The organism is Lelliottia sp. WB101, assembly GCF_003051885.1.
GTDB lineage: Bacteria > Pseudomonadota > Gammaproteobacteria > Enterobacterales > Enterobacteriaceae > Enterobacter > Enterobacter nimipressuralis.
This window is the reverse complement of record NZ_CP028520.1, coordinates 2,625,873-2,648,048: the sequence shown is the minus strand read 5'-3', so window position 1 is coordinate 2,648,048 and position 22,176 is coordinate 2,625,873. Positions and strand designations below refer to the sequence as shown.

General features: G+C 58.9%; 14 protein-coding genes and 2 pseudogenes. 9 read left to right on the top strand and 7 right to left on the bottom strand.

Annotated elements, in window-relative coordinates:
• Nucleotides 1-8 precede the first annotated feature (8 nt).
• From DAI21_RS12665 to yegS, 9 genes and pseudogenes are all read left to right on the top strand, one after another.
• On the top strand, nt 9-1,256 hold the full coding sequence (locus DAI21_RS12665; RefSeq protein ID WP_107703259.1) for an MdtA/MuxA family multidrug efflux RND transporter periplasmic adaptor subunit: 1,248 nt from the start codon (nt 9-11) through the stop codon (nt 1,254-1,256).
• Nucleotides 1,256-4,378: an MdtB/MuxB family multidrug efflux RND transporter permease subunit gene (locus DAI21_RS12660; RefSeq protein ID WP_107703258.1), complete on the top strand. Its 3,123-nt coding sequence runs from the start codon at nt 1,256-1,258 to the stop codon at nt 4,376-4,378. The genes DAI21_RS12665 and DAI21_RS12660 overlap by 1 nt, the downstream gene beginning before the upstream one ends.
• The gene (gene mdtC / locus DAI21_RS12655; protein ID WP_107703257.1) at nt 4,379-7,456 is read left to right on the top strand and encodes a multidrug efflux RND transporter permease subunit MdtC; all 3,078 of its coding nucleotides are present in this window, start codon (nt 4,379-4,381) and stop codon (nt 7,454-7,456) included.
• Nucleotides 7,457-8,872, top strand: a complete 1,416-nt coding sequence (locus DAI21_RS12650; protein ID WP_107703256.1) for an MFS transporter — start codon at nt 7,457-7,459, stop codon at nt 8,870-8,872. It begins immediately after the preceding gene.
• On the top strand, nt 8,869-10,272 hold the full coding sequence (baeS, locus tag DAI21_RS12645) for a two-component system sensor histidine kinase BaeS (RefSeq protein WP_107703255.1): 1,404 nt from the start codon (nt 8,869-8,871) through the stop codon (nt 10,270-10,272). Before DAI21_RS12650 ends, baeS begins: the two co-directional genes overlap by 4 nt.
• Nucleotides 10,269-10,991, top strand: coding sequence for a two-component system response regulator BaeR (gene baeR, locus DAI21_RS12640; RefSeq protein ID WP_100779592.1), 723 nt, complete (start codon nt 10,269-10,271; stop codon nt 10,989-10,991). The genes baeS and baeR overlap by 4 nt, the downstream gene beginning before the upstream one ends.
• Nucleotides 10,992-11,131: 140 nt before the next feature.
• Nucleotides 11,132-11,464 carry a YegP family protein gene (locus tag DAI21_RS12635; RefSeq protein ID WP_100779591.1) on the top strand — a complete coding sequence of 111 codons (333 nt, stop codon included), beginning with the start codon at nt 11,132-11,134 and terminating at the stop codon, nt 11,462-11,464.
• A gap of 153 nt (nt 11,465-11,617) precedes the next feature.
• Entirely contained in the window at nt 11,618-12,979 is a 1,362-nt protein-coding gene (gene yegQ, locus DAI21_RS12630) for a tRNA 5-hydroxyuridine modification protein YegQ (RefSeq protein WP_100779590.1), read from the top strand.
• 251 nt (nt 12,980-13,230) lie between these two features.
• A pseudogene (gene yegS / locus DAI21_RS12620) lies at nt 13,231-14,129 on the top strand (lipid kinase YegS).
• Nucleotides 14,130-14,215: 86 nt separating this feature from the next.
• Here the strand turns inward: yegS and DAI21_RS12615 are convergent.
• From DAI21_RS12615 to fbaB, 7 genes and pseudogenes are all read right to left on the bottom strand, one after another.
• Nucleotides 14,216-14,989, bottom strand: a complete 774-nt coding sequence (locus DAI21_RS12615) for an ABC transporter ATP-binding protein (RefSeq protein WP_107703254.1) — start codon at nt 14,987-14,989, stop codon at nt 14,216-14,218.
• A gap of 9 nt (nt 14,990-14,998) precedes the next feature.
• Nucleotides 14,999-15,862 carry an ABC transporter ATP-binding protein gene (locus tag DAI21_RS12610; RefSeq protein ID WP_100779587.1) on the bottom strand — a complete coding sequence of 288 codons (864 nt, stop codon included), beginning with the start codon at nt 15,860-15,862 and terminating at the stop codon, nt 14,999-15,001.
• Nucleotides 15,834-16,737, bottom strand: a pseudogene (locus DAI21_RS12605) (ABC transporter permease). Before DAI21_RS12605 ends, DAI21_RS12610 begins: the two are co-directional and overlap by 29 nt.
• The gene (locus tag DAI21_RS12600; RefSeq protein WP_107703253.1) at nt 16,734-17,771 is read right to left on the bottom strand and encodes an ABC transporter permease; all 1,038 of its coding nucleotides are present in this window, start codon (nt 17,769-17,771) and stop codon (nt 16,734-16,736) included. The pseudogene DAI21_RS12605 and the gene DAI21_RS12600 overlap by 4 nt, the downstream one beginning before the upstream one ends.
• Entirely contained in the window at nt 17,768-19,384 is a 1,617-nt protein-coding gene (locus DAI21_RS12595) for an ABC transporter substrate-binding protein (protein WP_100779584.1), read from the bottom strand. The genes DAI21_RS12600 and DAI21_RS12595 overlap by 4 nt, the downstream gene beginning before the upstream one ends.
• A gap of 33 nt (nt 19,385-19,417) precedes the next feature.
• The gene (locus DAI21_RS12590) at nt 19,418-20,572 is read right to left on the bottom strand and encodes a mandelate racemase family protein (protein WP_107703252.1); all 1,155 of its coding nucleotides are present in this window, start codon (nt 20,570-20,572) and stop codon (nt 19,418-19,420) included.
• A 311-nt stretch (nt 20,573-20,883) separates the two neighbouring features.
• On the bottom strand, nt 20,884-21,936 hold the full coding sequence (fbaB, locus tag DAI21_RS12585) for a class I fructose-bisphosphate aldolase (RefSeq protein WP_107703251.1): 1,053 nt from the start codon (nt 21,934-21,936) through the stop codon (nt 20,884-20,886).
• Between the last annotated feature and the right edge of the window lie 240 nt (nt 21,937-22,176).

The window sequence follows — 22,176 nt, the reverse complement described above, 5'->3', positions numbered from 1 at the left end:
GTATAACGATGAAAGGCAGCAAAAAATTCCGCTGGGCAATCGCCGTCGGTGTCATTGTGGTGGCCCTTGCCGCCGCGTGGTACTGGCACAATCAATCGGCGCAGAGTGCCGCTCCGGCAGGCGCTAACGGCCAGACGCAACGCCCTGCGGGCGGTGGACGCCACGGCATGCGCGGTGGCGCGCTTGCCCCGGTACAGGCCGCGACCGCCGTCAGCAAATCGGTTCCTCGTTATCTCACAGGTCTTGGGACGGTCACCGCCGCGAACACAGTAACCGTGCGCAGCCGCGTCGATGGACAGCTGATGGCGATCCACTTCCAGGAAGGCCAACAGGTCAAAGCTGGCGATCTGCTGGCTGAAATCGATCCAAGCCAGTTCAAAGTGGCCCTCGCACAGGCGCAAGGTCAGCTCGCCAAAGATAAAGCAACGCTTGCCAACGCCCAGCGCGATCTGGCGCGTTATCAGCAACTGGTGAAAACCAACCTCGTTTCCCGTCAGGAGCTGGACACGCAGCAGTCGCTGGTGAGCGAAGCCCAGGGCACCATTAAAGCGGATGAAGCCGCCGTCGCCAGCGCACAATTGCAGCTCGACTGGAGTCGCATTACCGCGCCGATTGACGGACGCGTCGGCCTGAAAAAGGTCGATATCGGCAACCAGATATCCAGCGGCGACACCACCGGTATCGTGGTGCTCACCCAAACGCATCCAATTGATCTCGTCTTCACCCTGCCGGAAAGCGAAATCGCCACCGTCGTTCAGGCGCAAAAAAACGGCCAGACCCTGGCGGTAGAAGCCTGGGATCGTGCGAACAAAGCCAAGCTGAGCGACGGCCAACTGCTGAGCCTGGATAACCAGATCGATACCACCACCGGCACCATCAAGCTTAAAGCCCGCTTTACCAATCAGGATGACGCCCTGTTCCCGAACCAGTTCGTCAACGCGCGGATGCTCGTCGCTACTGAAGAGAATGCGGTGGTGATCCCAACGGCGGCGCTGCAGATGGGCAACGAAGGCAACTTTGTTTGGGTGCTGAACAGTGACAATAATGTCAGCAAACATCTGGTGAAACCGGGTATTCAGGACAGCCAGACGGTCGTCATCAGCGCGGGCCTTTCCGCAGGCGATCGTGTGGTGACGGACGGGATCGACCGTCTGACCGAAGGGGCCAAAGTCGAAGTCGTTGAAGCACACACGGATACGGCCACCAGCGAAAAACCGGCTAAACGTGAACACGTGAAACAGGGAGCGGCGTCCTGATGCAGGTATTGCCACCCAGCTCCACAGGTGGGCCATCACGCCTGTTCATTTTGCGCCCCGTCGCCACCACGCTGCTGATGGTGGCGATCCTGCTGGCAGGGATTATCGGCTATCGCTTCCTGCCCGTGTCGGCCCTGCCCGAAGTGGATTACCCAACGATTCAGGTCATCACCCTCTATCCTGGCGCCAGCCCGGATGTGGTGACGTCGGCGATCACTGCCCCGCTGGAGCGCCAGTTTGGGCAGATGTCGGGTCTGAAACAGATGTCATCGCAAAGCTCCGGCGGTGCGTCGGTGGTGACGCTACAGTTCCAGCTCACCCTGCCCCTCGACGTGGCCGAGCAGGAAGTGCAGGCGGCGATTAACGCAGCCACCAATCTGCTGCCCTCCGACCTGCCCAATCCACCGGTTTACAGCAAGGTCAATCCGGCGGATCCGCCGATCATGACCCTCGCCGTCACCTCCTCCGCCATGCCGATGACACAGGTGGAAGATATGGTGGAAACGCGCGTGGCACAGAAAATCTCCCAGGTCTCCGGCGTCGGGCTGGTGACACTCTCCGGTGGTCAGCGTCCGGCAGTGCGCGTGAAACTGAACGCCCAGGCGATTGCCGCCCTCGGATTGACCAGCGAAACCATCCGCACCGCCATCAGTAGCGCCAACGTCAACTCGGCAAAAGGCTCGCTGGACGGCCCAACGCGCGCCGTCACGCTCTCGGCTAACGACCAGATGCAGTCCGCCGACGAGTATCGTCAGTTGATTGTGGCTTACCAGAACGGCGCCCCCATTCGCCTCGGCGATGTGGCAACCGTAGAGCAAGGCGCAGAAAACAGCTGGCTCGGCGCATGGGCCAACAAACAGCAGGCGATCGTGATGAACGTCCAGCGCCAGCCGGGCGCGAACATTATCGACACCGCCGACAGCATTCGCACCATGTTGCCGCAGCTGATCGAAAGCCTGCCGAAATCGGTGAGCGTAAAGGTCCTGTCGGATCGCACCACCAATATCCGCGCCTCCGTCAGCGACACTCAGTTCGAGCTAATGCTGGCGATTGCGCTGGTGGTGATGATTATTTACGTCTTCCTGCGTAACGTTCCAGCGACCATTATCCCTGCCGTCGCCGTTCCGCTGTCGCTGGTCGGGACCTTTGCGGTAATGGTGTTCCTCGATTTCTCCATCAACAACCTCACCCTGATGGCGCTCACCATCGCCACCGGGTTCGTGGTCGATGATGCAATCGTGGTCATCGAGAACATTTCGCGCTATATCGAAAAAGGCGAGAAGCCGCTGGCCGCAGCGCTAAAAGGCGCAGGCGAGATCGGCTTTACCATTATCTCCCTCACCTTCTCGCTGATTGCGGTGCTGATCCCGCTGCTGTTTATGGGCGATATTGTTGGCCGTCTGTTCCGCGAATTTGCCGTCACCCTGGCGGTGGCGATTCTCATCTCCGCCGTGGTCTCCCTGACGCTGACGCCGATGATGTGCGCCCGCATGCTGAGCGCGGAATCCCTGCGCAAGCAAAACCGTTTTTCTCGCGCCTCCGAGCGCCTGTTTGAACGCGTGATTGCGGCCTATGGCCGAATGCTAACCAAAGTGCTCAATCACCCGTGGGCGACGTTGAGCGTCGCGCTGGGAACGCTGGCCCTGAGCGTGCTGCTGTGGGTGATGATTCCGAAAGGCTTCTTCCCGATTCAGGATAACGGCATTATTCAGGGTACGCTGCAGGCGCCGCAGTCCGTCTCCTTCACCAGCATGGCCCAGCGCCAGCAGCAGGTGTCAGAGGTGATCATGAAAGATCCGGCGGTCGAGAGCCTGACGTCGTTTGTCGGCGTCGACGGCACCAATCCGTCGCTGAACAGCGCTCGCCTGCAGATCAATCTCAAACCGCTGGACGACCGAGACGATCGCGTGAATACCGTGATCGAACGGCTGCAAAATGCGGTGGCGAGAGTGCCAGGCGTCGAGCTGTATCTGCAGCCGACTCAGGATTTGACCATCGATACCACCGTCAGCCGCACCCAGTACCAGTTCACCCTGCAGGCCACCAGTCTGGAGGCGCTCAGCACCTGGGTTCCACAACTGGTCAGTAAGCTCCAGGAACTGCCGCAACTGTCGGACGTGAGCAGCGACTGGCAGGATCAGGGGCTGGCGGCCTACGTCAACGTTAACCGTGACACCGCCAGCCGTCTGGGCATTTCCATGGCCGATGTGGATAATGCGCTGTACAACGCCTTCGGCCAGCGCCTGATCTCCACGATCTACACCCAGGCCAACCAGTATCGCGTGGTGCTGGAGCATAACACCGAACAGACGCCGGGCCTTGCGGCGCTGGATTCGATTCGCCTGACCAGCAAAGACGGCGGGATGGTGCCGCTGAACGCAATAGCCACCGTCGAGCAGCGCTTTGCGCCGCTCTCCATCAACCATCTCGATCAGTTCCCGTCCACCACCATTTCGTTTAACGTGCCGGACAATTACTCCCTCGGGGAAGCGGTGGAGTCTATTCTCAACGCCGAGAAAACCCTCAGCTTCCCGACGGATATCCAGACCCAGTTCCAGGGCAGCACCCTGGCGTTCCAGGCCGCACTCGGGAACACCATCTGGCTTATCGTGGCGGCGGTGGTGGCGATGTATATCGTGCTCGGCGTACTGTACGAGAGCTTTATCCATCCGGTGACCATCCTCTCCACCCTGCCCACGGCGGGCGTGGGGGCGCTGCTGGCGCTGATGCTGTCGGGCAGTGAGCTGGATGTGATTGCGATTATCGGCATTATTTTGCTGATCGGCATCGTTAAGAAAAACGCCATCATGATGATCGACTTCGCCCTTGCCGCCGAGCGCGAGCAGGGCATGGCCCCGCGCGAGGCCATTTTCCAGGCCTGCCTGCTGCGTTTTCGCCCGATCCTGATGACCACCATGGCCGCCCTGCTTGGCGCACTGCCGCTGATGCTCAGTACCGGCGTCGGTGCGGAATTGCGCCGTCCGCTGGGGATCGGCATGGTCGGCGGTTTGCTGGTAAGCCAGGTGCTGACGCTGTTCACCACGCCGGTGATTTACCTGCTGTTTGACAGTCTGGCGCTGAGGCTCAAAGCGCGCTTCCCGAAACGTGAAGAGGAGGCGTAAGTGAAGTTTTTCGCCCTCTTCATTTACCGCCCGGTGGCAACGATTTTGATCTCCCTCGCCATCACCCTGTGCGGCGTGCTCGGCTTCCGGCTGCTGCCGGTGGCCCCGCTGCCGCAGGTGGATTTCCCGGTGATCATGATCAGCGCCTCCCTGCCCGGCGCGTCGCCAGAAACAATGGCCTCGTCGGTGGCCACGCCGCTGGAGCGCTCTCTCGGGCGCATTGCGGGCGTCAGTGAAATGACCTCCAGCAGTTCTCTCGGCAGCACGCGAATCATTCTGGAATTCAACTTTGACCGCGATATCAATGGCGCCGCCCGCGACGTACAGGCCGCCATCAACGCCGCGCAAAGCCTGCTGCCCAGCGGCATGCCGAGCCGGCCGACCTATCGCAAAGCCAACCCGTCCGATGCGCCGATCATGATTCTGACGCTGACATCAGACACCTACTCTCAGGGCGAACTGTACGATTTCGCCTCAACGCAGCTGGCGCAGACCATCGCCCAGATCGACGGCGTCGGTGACGTCGATGTCGGCGGCAGCTCCCTGCCCGCCGTGCGCGTGGGCCTGAACCCGCAAGCGCTGTTTAACCAGGGGGTCTCGCTGGATGATGTGCGCAGCGCCATCAGCAATGCCAACGTGCGCAGGCCGCAGGGGGCGATTGAGGACAGCAGCCATCGCTGGCAGATCCAGACCAACGACGAGCTAAAAACCGCGGCGGAATATCAGCCGCTGATTATTCATTACAACAACGGCGCGGCGGTGCGTTTAAGCGATGTGGCCAGTGTCACCGACTCGGTGCAGGACGTGCGTAACGCCGGGATGACGAACGCCAAACCGGCGATTTTGCTGATGATCCGCAAACTGCCGGAAGCCAATATCATCCAGACGGTGAACAGCATTCGCGAGCGCCTGCCGGAACTGCAGGAGACAATTCCGGCGGCGATCGATCTGCAAATCGCCCAGGATCGCTCCCCGACTATTCGCGCCTCGCTGGAAGAGGTCGAGCAGACGCTGATTATCTCCGTCGGGCTGGTTATCCTGGTGGTGTTCCTGTTCCTGCGCTCCGGTCGCGCGACGCTGATCCCTGCCGTGGCGGTGCCCGTATCGCTGATTGGCACTTTCGCCGCCATGTACCTGTGCGGATTTAGTCTTAACAACCTGTCGCTGATGGCCCTGACTATCGCCACCGGATTCGTGGTCGATGACGCCATCGTGGTGCTGGAAAATATTTCGCGCCATCTGGAAGCGGGGATGAAACCGTTGCAGGCCGCGCTTCAGGGGACGCGCGAAGTGGGCTTTACGGTGCTCTCCATGAGCCTGTCGCTGGTGGCGGTATTCCTGCCGCTGCTGCTGATGGGCGGACTGCCGGGGCGGTTATTGCGCGAGTTCGCCGTCACGCTTTCTGTCGCCATAGGTATTTCGCTGGTGATCTCCCTGACCCTGACGCCAATGATGTGCGGCTGGATGCTTAAGCGCAGCAAGCCTCATTCCCAGCCGCGTAAAAAAGGCGTTGGCCGCCTGCTGGTGGCGATGCAGGAGGGTTACGGCAAGTCGCTGAAATGGGTGCTGAACCATACGCGAATCGTCGGTTTTGTGCTGGTGGGTACCATCGCGCTCAACGTCTGGATGTACATCAGCATTCCGAAAACCTTTTTCCCCGAGCAGGACACAGGCGTGCTGATGGGCGGGATTCAGGCGGATCAGAGCATTTCGTTCCAGGCGATGCGCGTGAAGCTGCAGGATTTCATGAAGATCATCCGGGAAGATCCTGCTGTCGATAACGTGACGGGCTTTACCGGCGGTTCGCGCGTTAACAGCGGGATGATGTTTATCACCCTGAAAGCACGCGGCGAGCGCAACGAAACGGCGCAGCAGGTGATCGACCGCCTGCGCGTGAAGCTCGCCAAAGAGCCGGGCGCGAATCTGTTTTTGATGGCCGTTCAGGATATCCGCGTCGGTGGGCGTCAGGCTAACGCCAGCTATCAGTACACCCTTTTGTCAGACGATCTGGCCGCCCTGCGCGAGTGGGAGCCGAAAATCCGTAAAGCGCTGGCGGCCCTGCCGGAGCTGGCCGATGTGAACTCGGACCAGCAGGATAACGGCGCGGAGATGAACCTGACCTATGACCGCGAAACCATGGCGCGGCTCGGCATTAACGTTGAAGCGGCCAACAGTTTGCTCAACAACGCCTTTGGTCAGCGCCAGATTTCCACTATCTACCAGCCGATGAACCAGTACAAAGTGGTGATGGAGGTCGATCCGCGCTACACCCAGGACATCAGCGCGCTGGATAAGATGTACGTTATCAACAACGACGGAAAATCGATCCCCCTCTCCTACTTCGCCAGCTGGCAGCCCGCCAACGCGCCGCTGTCGGTAAACCATCAGGGGCTGTCGGCGGCGTCAACGGTGTCATTTAACCTGCCAACCGGCTCGTCGCTATCTGAGGCCAGCGATGCGATCAATCGCGCCATGACCCAACTTGGCGTGCCATCGACCGTGCGCGGCAGCTTTGCAGGCACCGCGCAGGTGTTCCAGGAGACGATGAACTCTCAGGTGATTTTGATTCTGGCGGCGATTGCGACGGTCTATATCGTGCTCGGCATTCTGTACGAAAGCTACGTCCATCCGCTGACGATCCTCTCCACTCTGCCGTCGGCGGGCGTCGGCGCGCTGCTGGCGCTGGAGTTATTCGGCGCACCCTTTAGCCTCATTGCGCTTATCGGGATCATGCTATTAATAGGCATCGTGAAGAAAAACGCGATCATGATGGTCGATTTCGCCCTCGACGCGCAGCGCAACGGCAATATGTCGCCGCAGGACGCCATTTTCCAGGCCTGCCTGTTGCGCTTCCGCCCGATTATGATGACCACGCTGGCGGCGCTGTTTGGCGCACTGCCGCTGGTGATTTCCGGCGGTGATGGCTCTGAACTGCGCCAGCCGCTGGGGATCACCATTGTCGGCGGACTGGTGATGAGCCAGCTATTGACGCTCTATACCACACCGGTGGTGTATCTGTTCTTCGACCGCCTGCGGGTGCGTTTTTCACGTAAAAACAGAGAAACGGTAAGCGAGTAAATGACTGATCTGCCCAACAATGTTCGCTGGCAACTGTGGATTGTCGCCTTCGGCTTCTTTATGCAGTCGCTGGATACCACCATTGTTAACACCGCCCTCCCCTCGATGGCGAAAAGCCTGGGGGAGAGTCCGCTGCATATGCACATGGTCATCGTCTCCTATGTGCTGACGGTGGCGGTGATGCTGCCCGCCAGCGGCTGGCTGGCGGACAAAGTTGGAGTGCGCAATATCTTCTTCACCGCCATTATTCTCTTTACCCTCGGCTCGCTGTTTTGCGCGCAGGCCGACACGCTGAACGAGCTGGTGATGGCGCGCGTGTTGCAGGGCGTCGGCGGAGCGATGATGGTGCCCGTCGGCAGACTGACGGTGATGAAAATCGTGCCGCGCGAACAATATATGGCGGCGATGACCTTCGTGACGCTGCCCGGCCAGGTCGGGCCATTGCTCGGCCCTGCCCTCGGCGGGATTCTGGTGGAGTACGCCTCCTGGCACTGGATTTTCCTGATTAATCTTCCGGTCGGTGTTGTCGGCGCGATCGCCACGCTGTGGCTGATGCCAAACTACAAAATGCAGACGCGGCGCTTTGATATCTTCGGTTTTGTGCTGCTGGCAGCGGGCATGGCGACGCTGACCCTGGCGCTGGACGGGCAAAAAGGGCTGGGGATTTCCACCCTGACGCTGGCGCTGCTGGTGGCCATCGGCGTTCTGTCGGTGCTGTGGTATCTGTGGCACGCCAGGGATAACGACCAGGCGCTGTTCAGCCTGTCGCTGTTTCGCAATCACACCTTCCGCCTCGGGCTGCTCGGCAGCTTCGCCGGGCGTCTTGGCAGCGGCATGTTGCCGTTTATGACGCCGGTGTTCCTGCAGATCGGACTGGGCTTTTCGCCGTTCCACGCCGGTTTGATGATGATCCCGATGGTGCTTGGCAGCATGGGCATGAAACGCATTGTGGTGCAGGTGGTGAACCGCTTTGGCTATCGCCGGGTGCTGGTCGCCGCAACGCTGGGACTGGCGCTGATCAGCCTGCTGTTTATGGCCGTGGCGCTGATGGGCTGGTATTACGCTCTGCCGCTGGTGCTGTTCTTCCAGGGGGTGATTAACTCCACGCGTTTCTCATCGATGAATACCCTGACGCTGAAGGATCTGCCCGACGAACTGGCGAGCAGCGGCAACAGTTTGCTGTCGATGATCATGCAGCTCTCCATGAGCGTGGGGGTGACCGTCGCCGGCCTGCTGCTCGGCATGTACGGTCAGCATCATCTGGGCGCTGATACCGCCGGCGCGCATCAGGTCTTCCTTTACACCTATCTCAGCATGGCGGTGATTATCGCCCTGCCCGCCTTAATTTTCGCCCGGGTCCCGGATGATACCAGCAAGAACGTCGTCATCAGCCGACGTAAAAGGAGTGAGTCATGAAATTCTGGCGCCCCGGCATTACTGGAAAACTGTTTCTGGCGATTTTCGCCACCTGTATCGTGCTGCTTATCACCATGCACTGGGCCGTGCGGGTCAGCTTCGAACGGGGTTTTATCGACTACATTAAGCGCGGGAACGAACAGCGGCTACAGGGCTTGAGCGACGCGCTGGCCGATCAGTATGCCCTGCACGGCAACTGGCGCTTCCTGCGTAATAACGACCGCTTTGTGTTCCAGATCCTCAAATCGCTTGAGCACGATAACGACGACGATCGTCCGGGGCCGGGTATGCCGCCACACGGCTGGCGCACGCAGTTCTGGGTGCTCGACCAGGATAAATACGTGCTGGTCGGGCCTCGCGCGCCGGTTCCGCCGGACGGTACCCGGCGGGCCATTATGTTTAACGGTGCCACTGTCGGCTGGGTGATCGCCTCGCCGGTCGAACGGCTGACGCGCAACACGGATATCAACTTTGATCGCCAGCAACGCCAGACCAGCTGGCTGATTGTCGCCCTCTCCACCCTGCTTGCGGCACTGGCGACGTTCCCGCTGGCGCGCGGCCTGCTGGCACCCGTCAAACGGCTGGTGGAAGGCACGCACAAGCTGGCGGCAGGAGACTTTACCACCCGCGTGGATACCCGTAGCCAGGACGAACTGGGCAAACTGGCGCAGGACTTCAACCAGCTCGCCAGTACGCTTGAGAAAAACCAGCAGATGCGCCGCGATTTTATGGCCGATATTTCCCACGAGCTGCGCACGCCGCTGGCGGTGCTGCGCGGTGAACTAGAAGCCATTCAGGACGGTGTACGCCAGTTTACGCCTGAGTCCGTCACCTCGTTGCAGGCAGAAGTAGGCACCCTGACCAAGCTGGTGGACGATCTGCATCAGCTTTCCATGTCCGATGAGGGCGCGCTGGCGTATCAAAAAGCGCCTGTCGATGTGATCAATATTCTGGAGGTGGTCAGCGGCGCGTTCCGCGAACGCTTCGCCAGCCGGAATCTGAACATTGAACTCTCCCTGCCGGATAGCGCCGTGGTCTTCGGCGATCCGGACCGTCTGATGCAGCTGTTTAATAACCTGCTGGAAAACAGCCTGCGCTATACGGACGGCGGCGGCGCACTGCGCATTTCTGGTCGCGTCGAAGACGGGCGCTTTGCCCTTACCTTTGCCGATTCCGCGCCGGGAGTGCAGGACGCGCAGCTGGAGAAACTATTCGAGCGCTTTTACCGCACCGAAGGCTCCCGCAATCGTGCCAGCGGCGGTTCGGGTCTGGGGCTGGCGATTTGCGTTAACATCGTCGAGGCGCACGGGGGCACTATCCGCGCCGCCCATTCGCCTTTTGGCGGGGTTAGCATTACAGTAGAGTTACCGCTGGAACGCGATTTATCGAGAGAAGTATGACTGAGTTACCCATTGACGAAAACACACCACGCATTCTGATCGTGGAGGACGAGCCTAAGCTTGGGCAGTTATTGATCGACTATTTACGCGCGGCAAGCTATGCCCCCACGCTGATTAATCACGGCGATCAGGTGCTGCCCTATGTGCGCCAGACGCCGCCGCATCTGATCCTGCTGGATCTCATGCTCCCTGGCACCGACGGCCTGACGCTGTGCCGGGAAATCCGCCGTTTTTCCGACGTGCCGATAGTGATGGTGACGGCGAAAATCGAAGAGATCGATCGCCTGCTGGGGCTGGAAATCGGTGCCGATGATTACATCTGCAAACCCTACAGCCCGCGTGAAGTGGTCGCCCGCGTGAAAACGATTCTGCGCCGCTGCCGTCCACAGCGCGAACTTCAGGTGCTCGACGCCGAAAGCCCGCTGATTGTCGATGAGAGCCGCTTCCAGGCAAGCTGGCGCAGCAAACTGCTGGACCTGACGCCGGCGGAATTCCGCTTGCTGAAAACCCTCTCTCACGAGCCGGGGAAAGTGTTCTCCCGCGAACAGCTGCTGAATCATCTCTATGACGATTACCGCGTGGTGACGGACCGCACCATCGACAGCCATATCAAGAACCTGCGCCGTAAACTGGAAGCGCTCGACGCCGATCAGTCGTTTATCCGCGCGGTGTACGGCGTGGGGTATCGCTGGGAGGCGGATGCCTGTCGGATTGCGTAAAAGAATTTCCCCCATCAAATCTGACCCGCCTGTTGGCGGGTTTTTCTTCACTAGAAAGTCTCACATTATCATCCATACTCTTCTTGTCGGTGCGTTTAGCTGTCGCCTGTTTCTCGTTAACTTTCCTCAAGGAGTGTTTTATGGCTGGTTGGTTCGAACTAAGCAAAAGCAGTGACGGGCAGTTCAGGTTTGTTCTGAAAGCAGGAAATGGAGAAATTATCCTCACCAGTGAGCTGTACACCACCAAATCCGCAGCAGAAAATGGCATTGCCTCCGTGCGTACCAATAGCCCGCACGACGAGCGCTATGAGAAAAAAACGGCGACCAACGGGAAATATCACTTCAACCTGAAGGCGGCAAACCACCAGGTGATTGGTTCAAGCCAGCTTTATGCTTCCGAGCAGACGCGGGAAAGTGGTATCGCCTCGGTGAAAAATAATGGCACCAGCCAGACGGTGAAAGATTTAACCTGACCCGCCAGACCCGCCGGGCAGGCTTTGCAGCCAACCGGCGCTTTACCTCCCTCCCCCGCAGCGCTACAATGCCCGCCCTTAAAGTAGGGGATCTCCCCTTACCGCTGCACCGGGTGCACGCGGATCTGACCTGTCATCAGAACGAGAACAAACATGTTTAAACCAGAACTCCTTTCCCCGGCGGGAACGCTGCAGAATATGCGTTACGCTTTCGCTTACGGTGCCGATGCGGTGTATGCGGGCCAGCCGCGTTACTCTCTGCGCGTGCGTAATAACGAATTCAACCACGAGAATTTGCAGCTCGGCATCAACGAAGCGCATGCCCTGGGCAAAAAATTCTACGTGGTTGTGAACATCGCGCCGCACAACGCCAAGCTAAAAACGTTTATTCGCGATCTGAAGCCGGTTGTGGAAATGGGTCCTGATGCGCTGATTATGTCCGATCCCGGTTTAATCATGCTGGTGCGTGAGAATTTCCCGGAGATGGATATCCATCTTTCCGTGCAGGCCAACGCCGTCAACTGGGCGACGGTCAAATTCTGGAAACAGATGGGCCTGACGCGCGTGATTCTGTCACGCGAGCTGTCTCTTGAAGAGATCGAAGAGATCCGCACCCAGGTGCCGGAAATGGAACTCGAAATCTTCGTTCACGGCGCCCTGTGCATGGCCTACTCTGGCCGCTGCCTGCTCTCCGGCTACATCAACAAGCGCGACCCGAACCAGGGAACCTGCACCAACGCCTGCCGCTGGGAATATAACGTCCAGGAAGGGAAAGAAGATGATGTGGGCAACATCGTGCACAAGCATGAACCGATTCCGGTGAAAACCGTGGAGCCGACGCTGGGCGTGGGCGCACCAACCGACAGCGTGTTTATGATTGAAGAGGCCAAACGTCCGGGCGAATACATGACGGCGTTTGAAGACGAACACGGCACCTACATCATGAACTCCAAAGACCTGCGCGCGATTGCGCACGTCGAGCGTCTGACGCAGATGGGCGTGCACTCGCTGAAAATCGAAGGCCGCACCAAGTCTTACTACTACTGCGCCCGTACCGCACAGGTGTACCGTAAAGCCATCGACGACGCCGCAGCGGGAAAACCGTTTGATACCAGCCTGCTGGAAACCCTGGAAGGCCTGGCCCATCGCGGCTACACCGAAGGCTTCCTGCGCCGTCATACTCATGACGATTATCAGAACTACGAGCACGGCTACTCCATCTCCGAGCGCCAGCAGTTTGTCGGCGACTTTACCGGCGCGCGCAAAGGCCCGCTGGCGGCAGTGGCAGTGAAGAACAAATTCACCAAAGGCGACAGCCTGGAGCTGATGACCCCGCAGGGCAATATCAACTTCACGCTGGAGCATCTGGAAAACGGCAAAGGCGAAGCAATCACCGTCGCCCCTGGGGATGGTCACACCGTGTGGCTGCCGGTACCGGAAGAGGTGGAGCTGGAATACGCGCTGCTGATGCGCAATTTTGCTGGCGAAAGCACCCGTAATCCGCACAGTAAATAGTCAACTGTCGCGATTTTTTCAGCATGGGATAATTCTTAGAATCGGATCACATACCGCTTCGTTCAATACGGGTATTATCCCCTGCGCTGAAAAACATAACCCATAAATGCTAGCTGTACCAGGAACCACCTCCTTAGCCTGCGTAATCTCCCTTACGCAGGCTTATTTTTTGCCCTTTCATCCTGTTCTTACCCGCTTTTTCCCTCGCTGGGATACACTCTTGTTAGTGCTAAAAAAGGGAGCAACGCTGAATGGCGACATATCCGGATAGTTTATTGATCCTCAACGGCAAAAGTGCAGGCAACGACCTTCTGCGCCAGGCGATTGCCGACCTGCGTGATACTGGCGCGAACATTCACGTTCGCGTGACCTGGGAAAAAGGCGATGCCGCGCGGTATATCGACGAAGCCTGTCGGCTCGGGGTGGCGACGGTGATCGCCGGGGCGGCGATGGCACCATTAACGAAGTCGCGACGGCGCTGATTGAACACGATAGTGCTCAGCGTCCGGTGATGGGCATTTTACCCCTCGGTACCGCCAATGATTTCGCCACCAGCGCAGGCATTCCGGAGACGATGGACAAGGCGCTCCAGCTGGCTATTGTCGGGAAACCGGCCGCGGTGGATATTGCCCAGGTGAACGACAAAACGTGTTTTATCAATATGGCGACAGGCGGATTTGGTACGCGCATTACCAGCGAAACGCCGGAAAAACTGAAAGCCGCCCTTGGCGGTGTGTCGTATCTGATTCACGGTCTGATGCGCATGGATATGCTCAAGCCCGATCGCTGCGAAATTAACGGCGAAAACTTCCACTGGCAGGGCGATGCGCTGGTGATCGGTATCGGAAACGGGCGTCAGGCGGGCGGCGGACAGCAGCTGTGTCCGGACGCGTTGATCAACGATGGGCTGTTACAGCTGCGTATCTTCACCAGCGACGGCATGCTGCCTGCCCTGTTCACCACACTGACCCGCCCGGAAGAGAGCCCGAATGTGCTCGATGGACAGTCCGCGTGGTTTGAAATTATCGCCCCACACGGTATGACCTTTAATCTCGACGGCGAGCCGCTCAGCGGGGAACATTTCCGTATTTCCCTGCTTCCCGGTGCGCTGGAGTGCCGTTTGCCGCCGGATTGTGCGCTTCTGCGGTGACTGTTTTGCCAGGCGGCGCTTTCCTTGCACGAGCCTGCACACCCTAGGCCCGCAAAGGTGCAGCTACCCCCCGGCACCCACGCCACTCAGTACGCCGCCACCTCGCGCGCCATCTCCCGGCTGTACTGCTGGCTGGCATTGACCAGCATCCGCGTATAGTCGGTTTTGGCGTTTCCTGCGACCAGTTCATCCACGCTCAGGGTCTCCAGAATCTTGCCGTACTGCATCACCGCCACTTTCTGGCACAGGTGCGCAATCACGCCCAAATCGTGCGTCACCATTAAATAGGTGAGATTCGATTCGCGCTGGAGTTCCGCCAGTAAATTAAGGATCTCTGCCTGCACTGACACGTCCAGCGCCGACGTCGGTTCATCCAGCAGCAACACCTGCGGCTCCAGAATCAGTGCTCTGGCGATGGCCACGCGCTGACGCTGCCCACCGGACAGCTGATGCGGATAGCGATCGCGAAACGCCCGGTTCAGCCCCACTTTATCCAGCAAACCGTGGATACGCCGGTCGCGATCCTGAATGCCGTGGATTTGCAGCGGCTCTTCCAGAATATCGCCGATAGTATGACGCGGATGCAGCGAGCCGTACGGGTCCTGAAAGACCATCTGCACGCGGCGGCAACGCTCAGCGTTAATCTTTCGCCCCAGCGGTTTACCGTCGATGGCAAGTTCGCCGTCCCAGTGGGTGAAAAGCCCGGCCAGACATTTCAGCACCGTGGTTTTGCCGGAACCCGACTCCCCCACCAGCCCGTAAATTTCCCCTACGCCGACGTGAATATTCACATCGCTCAGCACCTGATTGCGCTTTTCACCCTCGCCAAAGGCCAGGTTGAGATTGTTAATCTCGATCATCTCTGCTCCTTACTCCGTAAGCCAGCTGGCCTGACGCTGCAATACCGGCAGCACCGGACGGCGGTGGTTAAGTTCCGGCAGGGCGCTGATTAACCCCTGGGTATAAGGATGCTGCGCCTTGTGCAGATCGCAGGCGGCGATGGATTCCACCACCCGACCGGCGTACATCACCAGCACCCGGTCACAGAAACTGCGCACCAGGTTGATATCGTGGCTGATAAAAATCAGCCCCAGCCCGCGGGATTTCACCAGATCGTCCAGCAATCCCAGCACCTGCAAACGCACAGAGACATCCAGCGCGGAGGTCGGTTCATCGGCGATCACAAGCTCGGGATCGGTGATCAGCATCATGGCGATCATGATGCGTTGCCCCTGCCCGCCGGAAATTTCGTGCGGGTAGAGGTGGTAGACCCGCTCCGGCTGGCGAATACGCACCACATCGAGCATCTCCAGCACTTTGGCTTTGGCCTCGGCTTTGCGCCCCGGATGGTGCGTCAGCCAGGCTTCGGCGATCTGATCGCCTACGCAGACGACCGGATTGAGAGAGTATTTTGGATCCTGCATGATCATTGAGATGCGCTTACCGCGAATGCCGCGCATTTGCGCCTCGCTGACGCTGCGCAGATCGACATCGCCAAACTGCATCCTGGTTGCGCTGATCCGTGCTTTTGCCGGGTGCAGACGCAATAGCGCGCGCCCGACGGTGGATTTCCCTGAGCCGGACTCGCCGACAATCGCCAGCTTTTCGCGTCCGAGCTGGAAGGAGACGCCGCGCACGGCATGGGTCACCGCGCCGCCGTTGATAAAATCGACGTGCAGATCGCGCACATCGAGCAGTGGAGCGTTATTCGCTGCGAGGATCGAGGATGTCACGTAGGCCATCTCCTAAGAAGTTGAACGCCAGGCTGTTGATCAGAATCGCCAGCCCCGGAATAGTCACTACCCACCAGCACTCCATCATGTAGGTGCGCCCGCTGGAGATCATCGCGCCCCACTCCGGCTCCGGCGGCTGCGCGCCCAGGCCGAGGAAACCCAGACCGGCAGCGGTCAGGATGATCCCCGCCATGTTCATGGTGATACGGATAATCACCGACGGCAGACACAGCGGCACGATATGACGCCACAGCACGCGGACGGGGACGCGCCCTGCAGGCGCACCGCCGAGATAAAATCGGCCTGGCGCAGAGAGAGCGTTTCCGCACGCGCCAGGCGCGCTATCGGCGGCCAGGCGGTGAGCGTAATGGCAATCACCACGTGCTCCAGCCCCGGACCGAGCGCCGCCACGAACGCCAGCGCCAGCACCAGGCTCGGGAACGAGATAAAGATATCCGTCACCCGCATCAGCACCGCATCCACTTTGCCACCGAAATACCCGGCGGTGACGCCCAGCAGCAAGCCGAGCGGCCCGACGGTGACCGACACCAGCAGCACGATATAGAGCGTGATGCGCGAGCCGTACACCAGGCGGCTGAAAATATCGCGGCCAAACTCGTCGGTGCCGAACCAGTGCTGCGCATTCGGCGCGACCAGCGCATTGTTGAGGTCCTGCACCAGCGGGTTGTAGGGCGCAATCAGCGGCGCAAAGGCGGCCACGATCAGCAGCAGCAGAACAATTCCGCCGCCGATGGCAGTCAGCGGATTGCGCGCCATTTTGCCGACAAAACCGCCCGCCCGGTTCAGGGTGCGTTTAATACGCTGGCGGCTTTCGCTGTTGCGCGCCCCAGCGGCGAATCCAGAGAAACGGTCATGATTTCGTCCTCGGGTCGAAGAGTTGATACAGCATGTCGGAGAGCAGGTTGAGCATCACGAAGATCAGCCCTACCAGCAGCACACAGCCCATCACCGCATTCATGTCGCCGAGCAGCAGGCTGCCGGTGAGATAGGAACCAAAGCCCGGCCAGGAGAAGACGGTTTCGATCAGCACCGCCCCTTCCAGCAGCGAGCCGTAGGCCAGCGCCACGACCGTTAACAGCTGCACGAGGATATTGCGAAACGCGTGATTCCAGATCACCTGACGCTCGGTTAAGCCTTTCACCCGCGCGGTGATGATGAACTCCTGGGAGAGCTGCGCCAGCATAAAGCTGCGCGTCATGCGGCTGATGTAGGCCAGCGAATGAAAGCCCAGTAACGACGCAGGCAGCACCAGGTGGTTGATCGCATTCCAGAACACGGCGCTGTTTCCGGCCAGCAGCGCATCGATGGTCATAAGCCCGGTCCGACGCGGCACAATACCGTCCAGCCCTAAATCGAGCCGTCCCGCGCCGCCCACCCAGCCGAGCCAGGCGTAGAACAGCAGCAGCCCCATCATCCCGACCCAAAAGATCGGCGTGGAATAGCCCGCAAGGCTGATAATGCGCACCACGTAATCGGAAAGACTGTTGCGACGCGCCGCCGCCAGCACGCCGAGCGGAATGCCTAATCCCGCGCCGACGATAATCGCCATCGTCGCCAGCTCCAGCGTTGCCGGGAAGACGCGCAGAATATCGTCTGTGACCGGTTTGCCCGTCAGTAGCGCGTTACCCAGATCGCCGTGCAGCAGGTTGTTCAGATAAATACCAAACTGCGTCAGCAACGACTGGTCGAAGCCCAACTGGTGATAAACCTGCTGATAGGTGCTGTGGTCGGCATCCGGGCCGACAATCGCCAGCACCGGATCGACCGGCATCACGCGGCCAATAAAGAACGTCAGCAGCAGCAGGCCAAACAGCGTCACCAGCACCTGCGTCAGTCGCTTTGAGAAACGGCGGGTCCGGGAGCCGGGAGAGAGGATCGCGACGCTCATTTTTCACCTCCGGTTTTGTAGACTTCACGCAGGAAAGTGGTGGCCGACGGGTGCGACTGGAAGTTTTTCACTTCATTACGCACGACAACGGAATCCACCATCTGCGACAGCGGGACCATCGCCGGAATGAGTTCGTCGTAGCGCACCTGGATTTGCTGATAATCCGCCACTTGCTTCTGCGGATCGCGCTCCAGCAGCGCTTTGTCGATCATCTCGTTCAGCGGCTTGTCGTAGAAACTGGTGCGCCAGCCCTGGAAGTTGGTGAGCCGCGCTTCGTCGCTGTTGTCCGGGTTATAGACCAGCGCACGCAGGCTGGAGTGCGGGTGCGGTTCGACGCCGCTCCCGCCGCGCCCGACCAGCATGTCGAACTTACGCTCGCGCATGGCGCCGTAGATCTGATTGCCGGTACCGGTGATGATTTTGGCGTTGATCCCCGCCTGCATCAGCGTCGACTGCACCGCGATGGCAATATTGAGGAACGGCTGATCCGCCAGCACGCGCAGGGTGGTGTCGAAACCCTCCGGATAGCCCGCCTCTGCCAGCAGCTTTTTGGCGCGCGGAATATCCAGCCGGTAGCCCGGATCAGGGAGTGTCGACGGCATACCGGCTTTGATTGGACGCTGATGCAGCACACCGTAGCCCGGCATCAGGGCTTTATTGATGCCCTGATAATCAATCAGATAGCGCACTGCTTCGCGCACTTTTGGGTTGGCGAAGTGCGCCTCTTTCATGCTCATCGCCACGTAATAAACCGTCCCCTTCTGCACGGCTTCAACCGTAAGCTGAGGGTCTTTGCGCAGAGCGTTGATATCCGACACCGCCATGTTACTGGCAATATCCAGATCGCCTTTCTCAATCATCAGGCGCAGGGTTTGAGACTCCTGGAAGTGGCGCAGCACGACGCGGTTCATTTTCGGTTCATCGCGCCAGTAGTGCGGGTTGCGCTGCATGCGCAGCACATCTTTCGCCTGCCAGGTTTCCAGCATAAACGGGCCAGAACCGGCCTCGTTGGTGGTCAGCCAGCGGTTACCCCAGTCGTTATTCACCTCATGGGACTGCACCGTTTTGCTGTCGAGCACCCCCAGATTGCCGAGCGCCCCGAGAGAATAAATCACCAGCTGCGGATCGTTAGGCTTGGGCAGCACGATCTGCACGGTGTAGTCGTCGGTGGCGCGGATTTGCTGGTCGATGTTTTTCTTCGAAAAGCCGTAGGATTTCCAGACGGATGCCTGCGCCAGATTGAGGTGCAGCAGACGGCGCATCGACCACACCACATCCTGCGCCGTGAGCGGGTTGCCCGAGTGGAATTTGACGTTATCGCGCAGATGGAAAGTCAGGGTTTTGCCGTCTGGCGCTATATCCCAGGATTTCGCCAGCGCGGGCCTGACGTGGGTGAGTTCGTTCGGATCCAGCTCCACCAGCGAATCGTAGAGATTCACCACGATGCCAACCACTTCGTTGCCGGTCATCGCCGCCGGGTCGAGGGTCAGCAGGTTGTTCATGTTCATGCCGATGATGAGCTGGTCGGGCGGCGTTTTCGCGTACGCCGCACCGCTCCCCATCATCAGCGAGAGCGCGAGTACACACGCTCTGCACAGCGGAGTTTGTTTCATGTATATATCGCCTGTAGGGTACGTTTTTATGTGTCAGTCGTGGCTGACGATATTGGCTTCGATATACGCAAAATTAATGTCTTCGCCGAGTCCAGGGCGATTCGGCAGGCTGACCATGCCATGTTCATCCATCGGGTCGACCAGGCTGTGGAGATACGCCGCCGGTTGGTCGTAATCAAGGAACGGGTGCAGCAGGCCGCGCTCATACCAGCGGCAGTTTTTAATGGCGCCGATCACCGCGAGGCTTGCCGCGCCGTTACCGTGCACTTCACAGTCCATGCCGAAGGATTCCGCGAGGTTCGCCACTTTCAGCGTCGGTGAGATCCCGCCCACGCCGTTAGCGCCCGCGCGCAGAATGTCGCACGCCCCGGCTTTCACCCAGTCGGCGCGGCTGTGGTGTTTTCCGCCCAGGCTTTCCGGGCCGATAATCGGGATCGACAGGTTTTCCGCAAGCCAGGCGTAGGAGGCCATGCTCTCCTCTTCCATCGGCTCTTCGAACCAGGCGAAGTTGAGTTTTTCCAGTTCTTTGCCGATGTATAACGCTTCAGTACGGCTGTACCAGTGATAGCCGTCGATCATCAGATCGATATCCGGCCCGACCGCTTCACGCACGGCGGCGCAGGCTTTGACGTCCATTTTCGGGTTTGGCGCAAACGAGACGGGCGGCATCCAGGTGTGAAGTTTGATGGCTTTGTATCCGCGCGCCACCAGGGTTTCAGCGAAGCTCGCGTACTCATCCGGCGTCGACAGGCCGCCTAGCAGATCGTCGCCACACATGGTGCTGCCGTAGGCCGGAACTTTATCGCGATAGCCGCCAAGCAGTTTCCAGACCGGCATATTCAGTTTGCGACCAATCAGATCCCACAGCGCCTGCTCGACGAACCCAAGCGCGCGCTCGGTGAGCTGGTGCGCGCTTCCACGCTGCCAGTGCGCCAACTCCTGCCAGATTTTCTCGCGATTGAACGCATCCTGGCCGACCAGCACTTTGCGAAAGAAGGTATTGACCACAAAGGGGCGCACCACTTCCGGCGGCGCGAAAGAGTACCCTTTGGTGCCATCGTCTGCCGTGATCGAGAGCATCGCCATTTTGGCCATACTTTCCGGGCCAGGGTGCGAGTGCCCGGCGCTGTCGGAGACCCGGCGCGTCGGGTACTGGAAGACGGTGACGTTTACAGATTCAATTTTCATTATCAGTCCTTAAAACAACAGAGGTTCAGAGCGACTTCGTAATTTGAAAAGCTGTTTCGAAAGTAACTTTAAGCGCAAAATTCGTCCGCTGCCTTAGACAAATTCCGCTAAGCATCGACCATTTATTGGGCATATGCACGGTGAGGAGTGACAGTTTTCACAAAAGAGAGGGGAAGTGTGAAGTTGATCGGGATAAGGGTTTGACTGAAATGAAACGGAGTTTTGGGTTATCTCTTATCCCATAGAAATGAGAGGGAAATTATCGGATCTGATAAATCCCCTCTCCGTTCGGAGAAGGGATTGCAGTAAACCTACGCGATAGTGACTTTGGTATCCAGATACACATCCTGCACCGCGTTAATCAGCTTAACGCCTTCGGTCATCGATTTTTTAAACGCCTTACGGCCCAGAATCAGGCCCATACCGCCCGCGCGTTTATTGATCACCGCCGTGCGCACCGCATCGGTCAGATCCGTTTCGCCGCCTGCCGCACCGCCGGAGTTAATCAGCCCCGCGCGGCCCATGTAGCAGTTGGCGAGCTGGTAGCGCACCAGATCAATCGGGTTTTCGCTGGTCAGTTTGCTGTAGACACGGTCGTCGGTGTAACCGAAGTTTACCGCCTTATAGCCGCCGTTATTTTCGGCCATTTTCTGCTTCACGATATCCGCGCCAATGGTCGCCGCCAGATGGTTCGCCTGGCCGGTGAGATCCGCAGAAACATGGTAATCCACGCCATCTTTCTTAAAGGCGTTGTTGCGCAGATAGGCCCACAGCACCGTGACCATCCCCAGCTCGTGGGCACGCTCGAACGCCGCGGAGATCTCCTCAATCTGACGACGGGACTGTTCGGAGCCGAAATAAATCGTCGCCCCTACCGCCACCGCGCCCATGTTAAACGCCTGCTCGACGCTGGCGTACAACGTCTGGTCGTATTCGGTTGGGTAGCTCAGGGTTTCGTTATGGTTCAGTTTTACGAGGAAGGGAATGCGGTGCGCGTAGCGGCGCGACACGGAGGCCAGCACGCCGTAAGTTGACGCCACGCAGTTACAGCCGGCTTCAATCGCCAGCTCAACAATATTCTTCGGATCAAAATAGAGCGGATTGGCGGCAAACGACGCTCCCGCAGAGTGCTCGACGCCCTGATCAACGGGCAGAATGGACAGATAGCCTGTTCCGGCGAGGCGCCCGGTGTTGTAAAGCGTCTGCATGTTTCGCAGAACCGCAGGCGGGCGATTGTTATCAATCATCACCCGATCAACGTAGTCGTGGCCCGGCAGGTTGAGCTGATCGGCTGGAATAGTCATACAACGATGCTGTAAAAGGCTGTCGGCGTCTTTGCCAAGCAGCTGCGCAATATCAGTCATAGCGATGCTCCCGTAAGTTCCGACATCGTGTCGGAGCGTGATATCCATACCCACATTTTTGTGAGCAGACTAAGCCTGGACCCGTCTTAGCCTATTTTCCAGCCTGAGTCATTTTTTTCAGCACAATCTGCTGGCTCGTTTCGTGTACAACAAAACTGTTACATTGATCAAACAATCACCGCAAAGGTATTTAAAAGGTATTATTGAGTGGTATGTTAAAGGCGTACCCTCTCTGACATG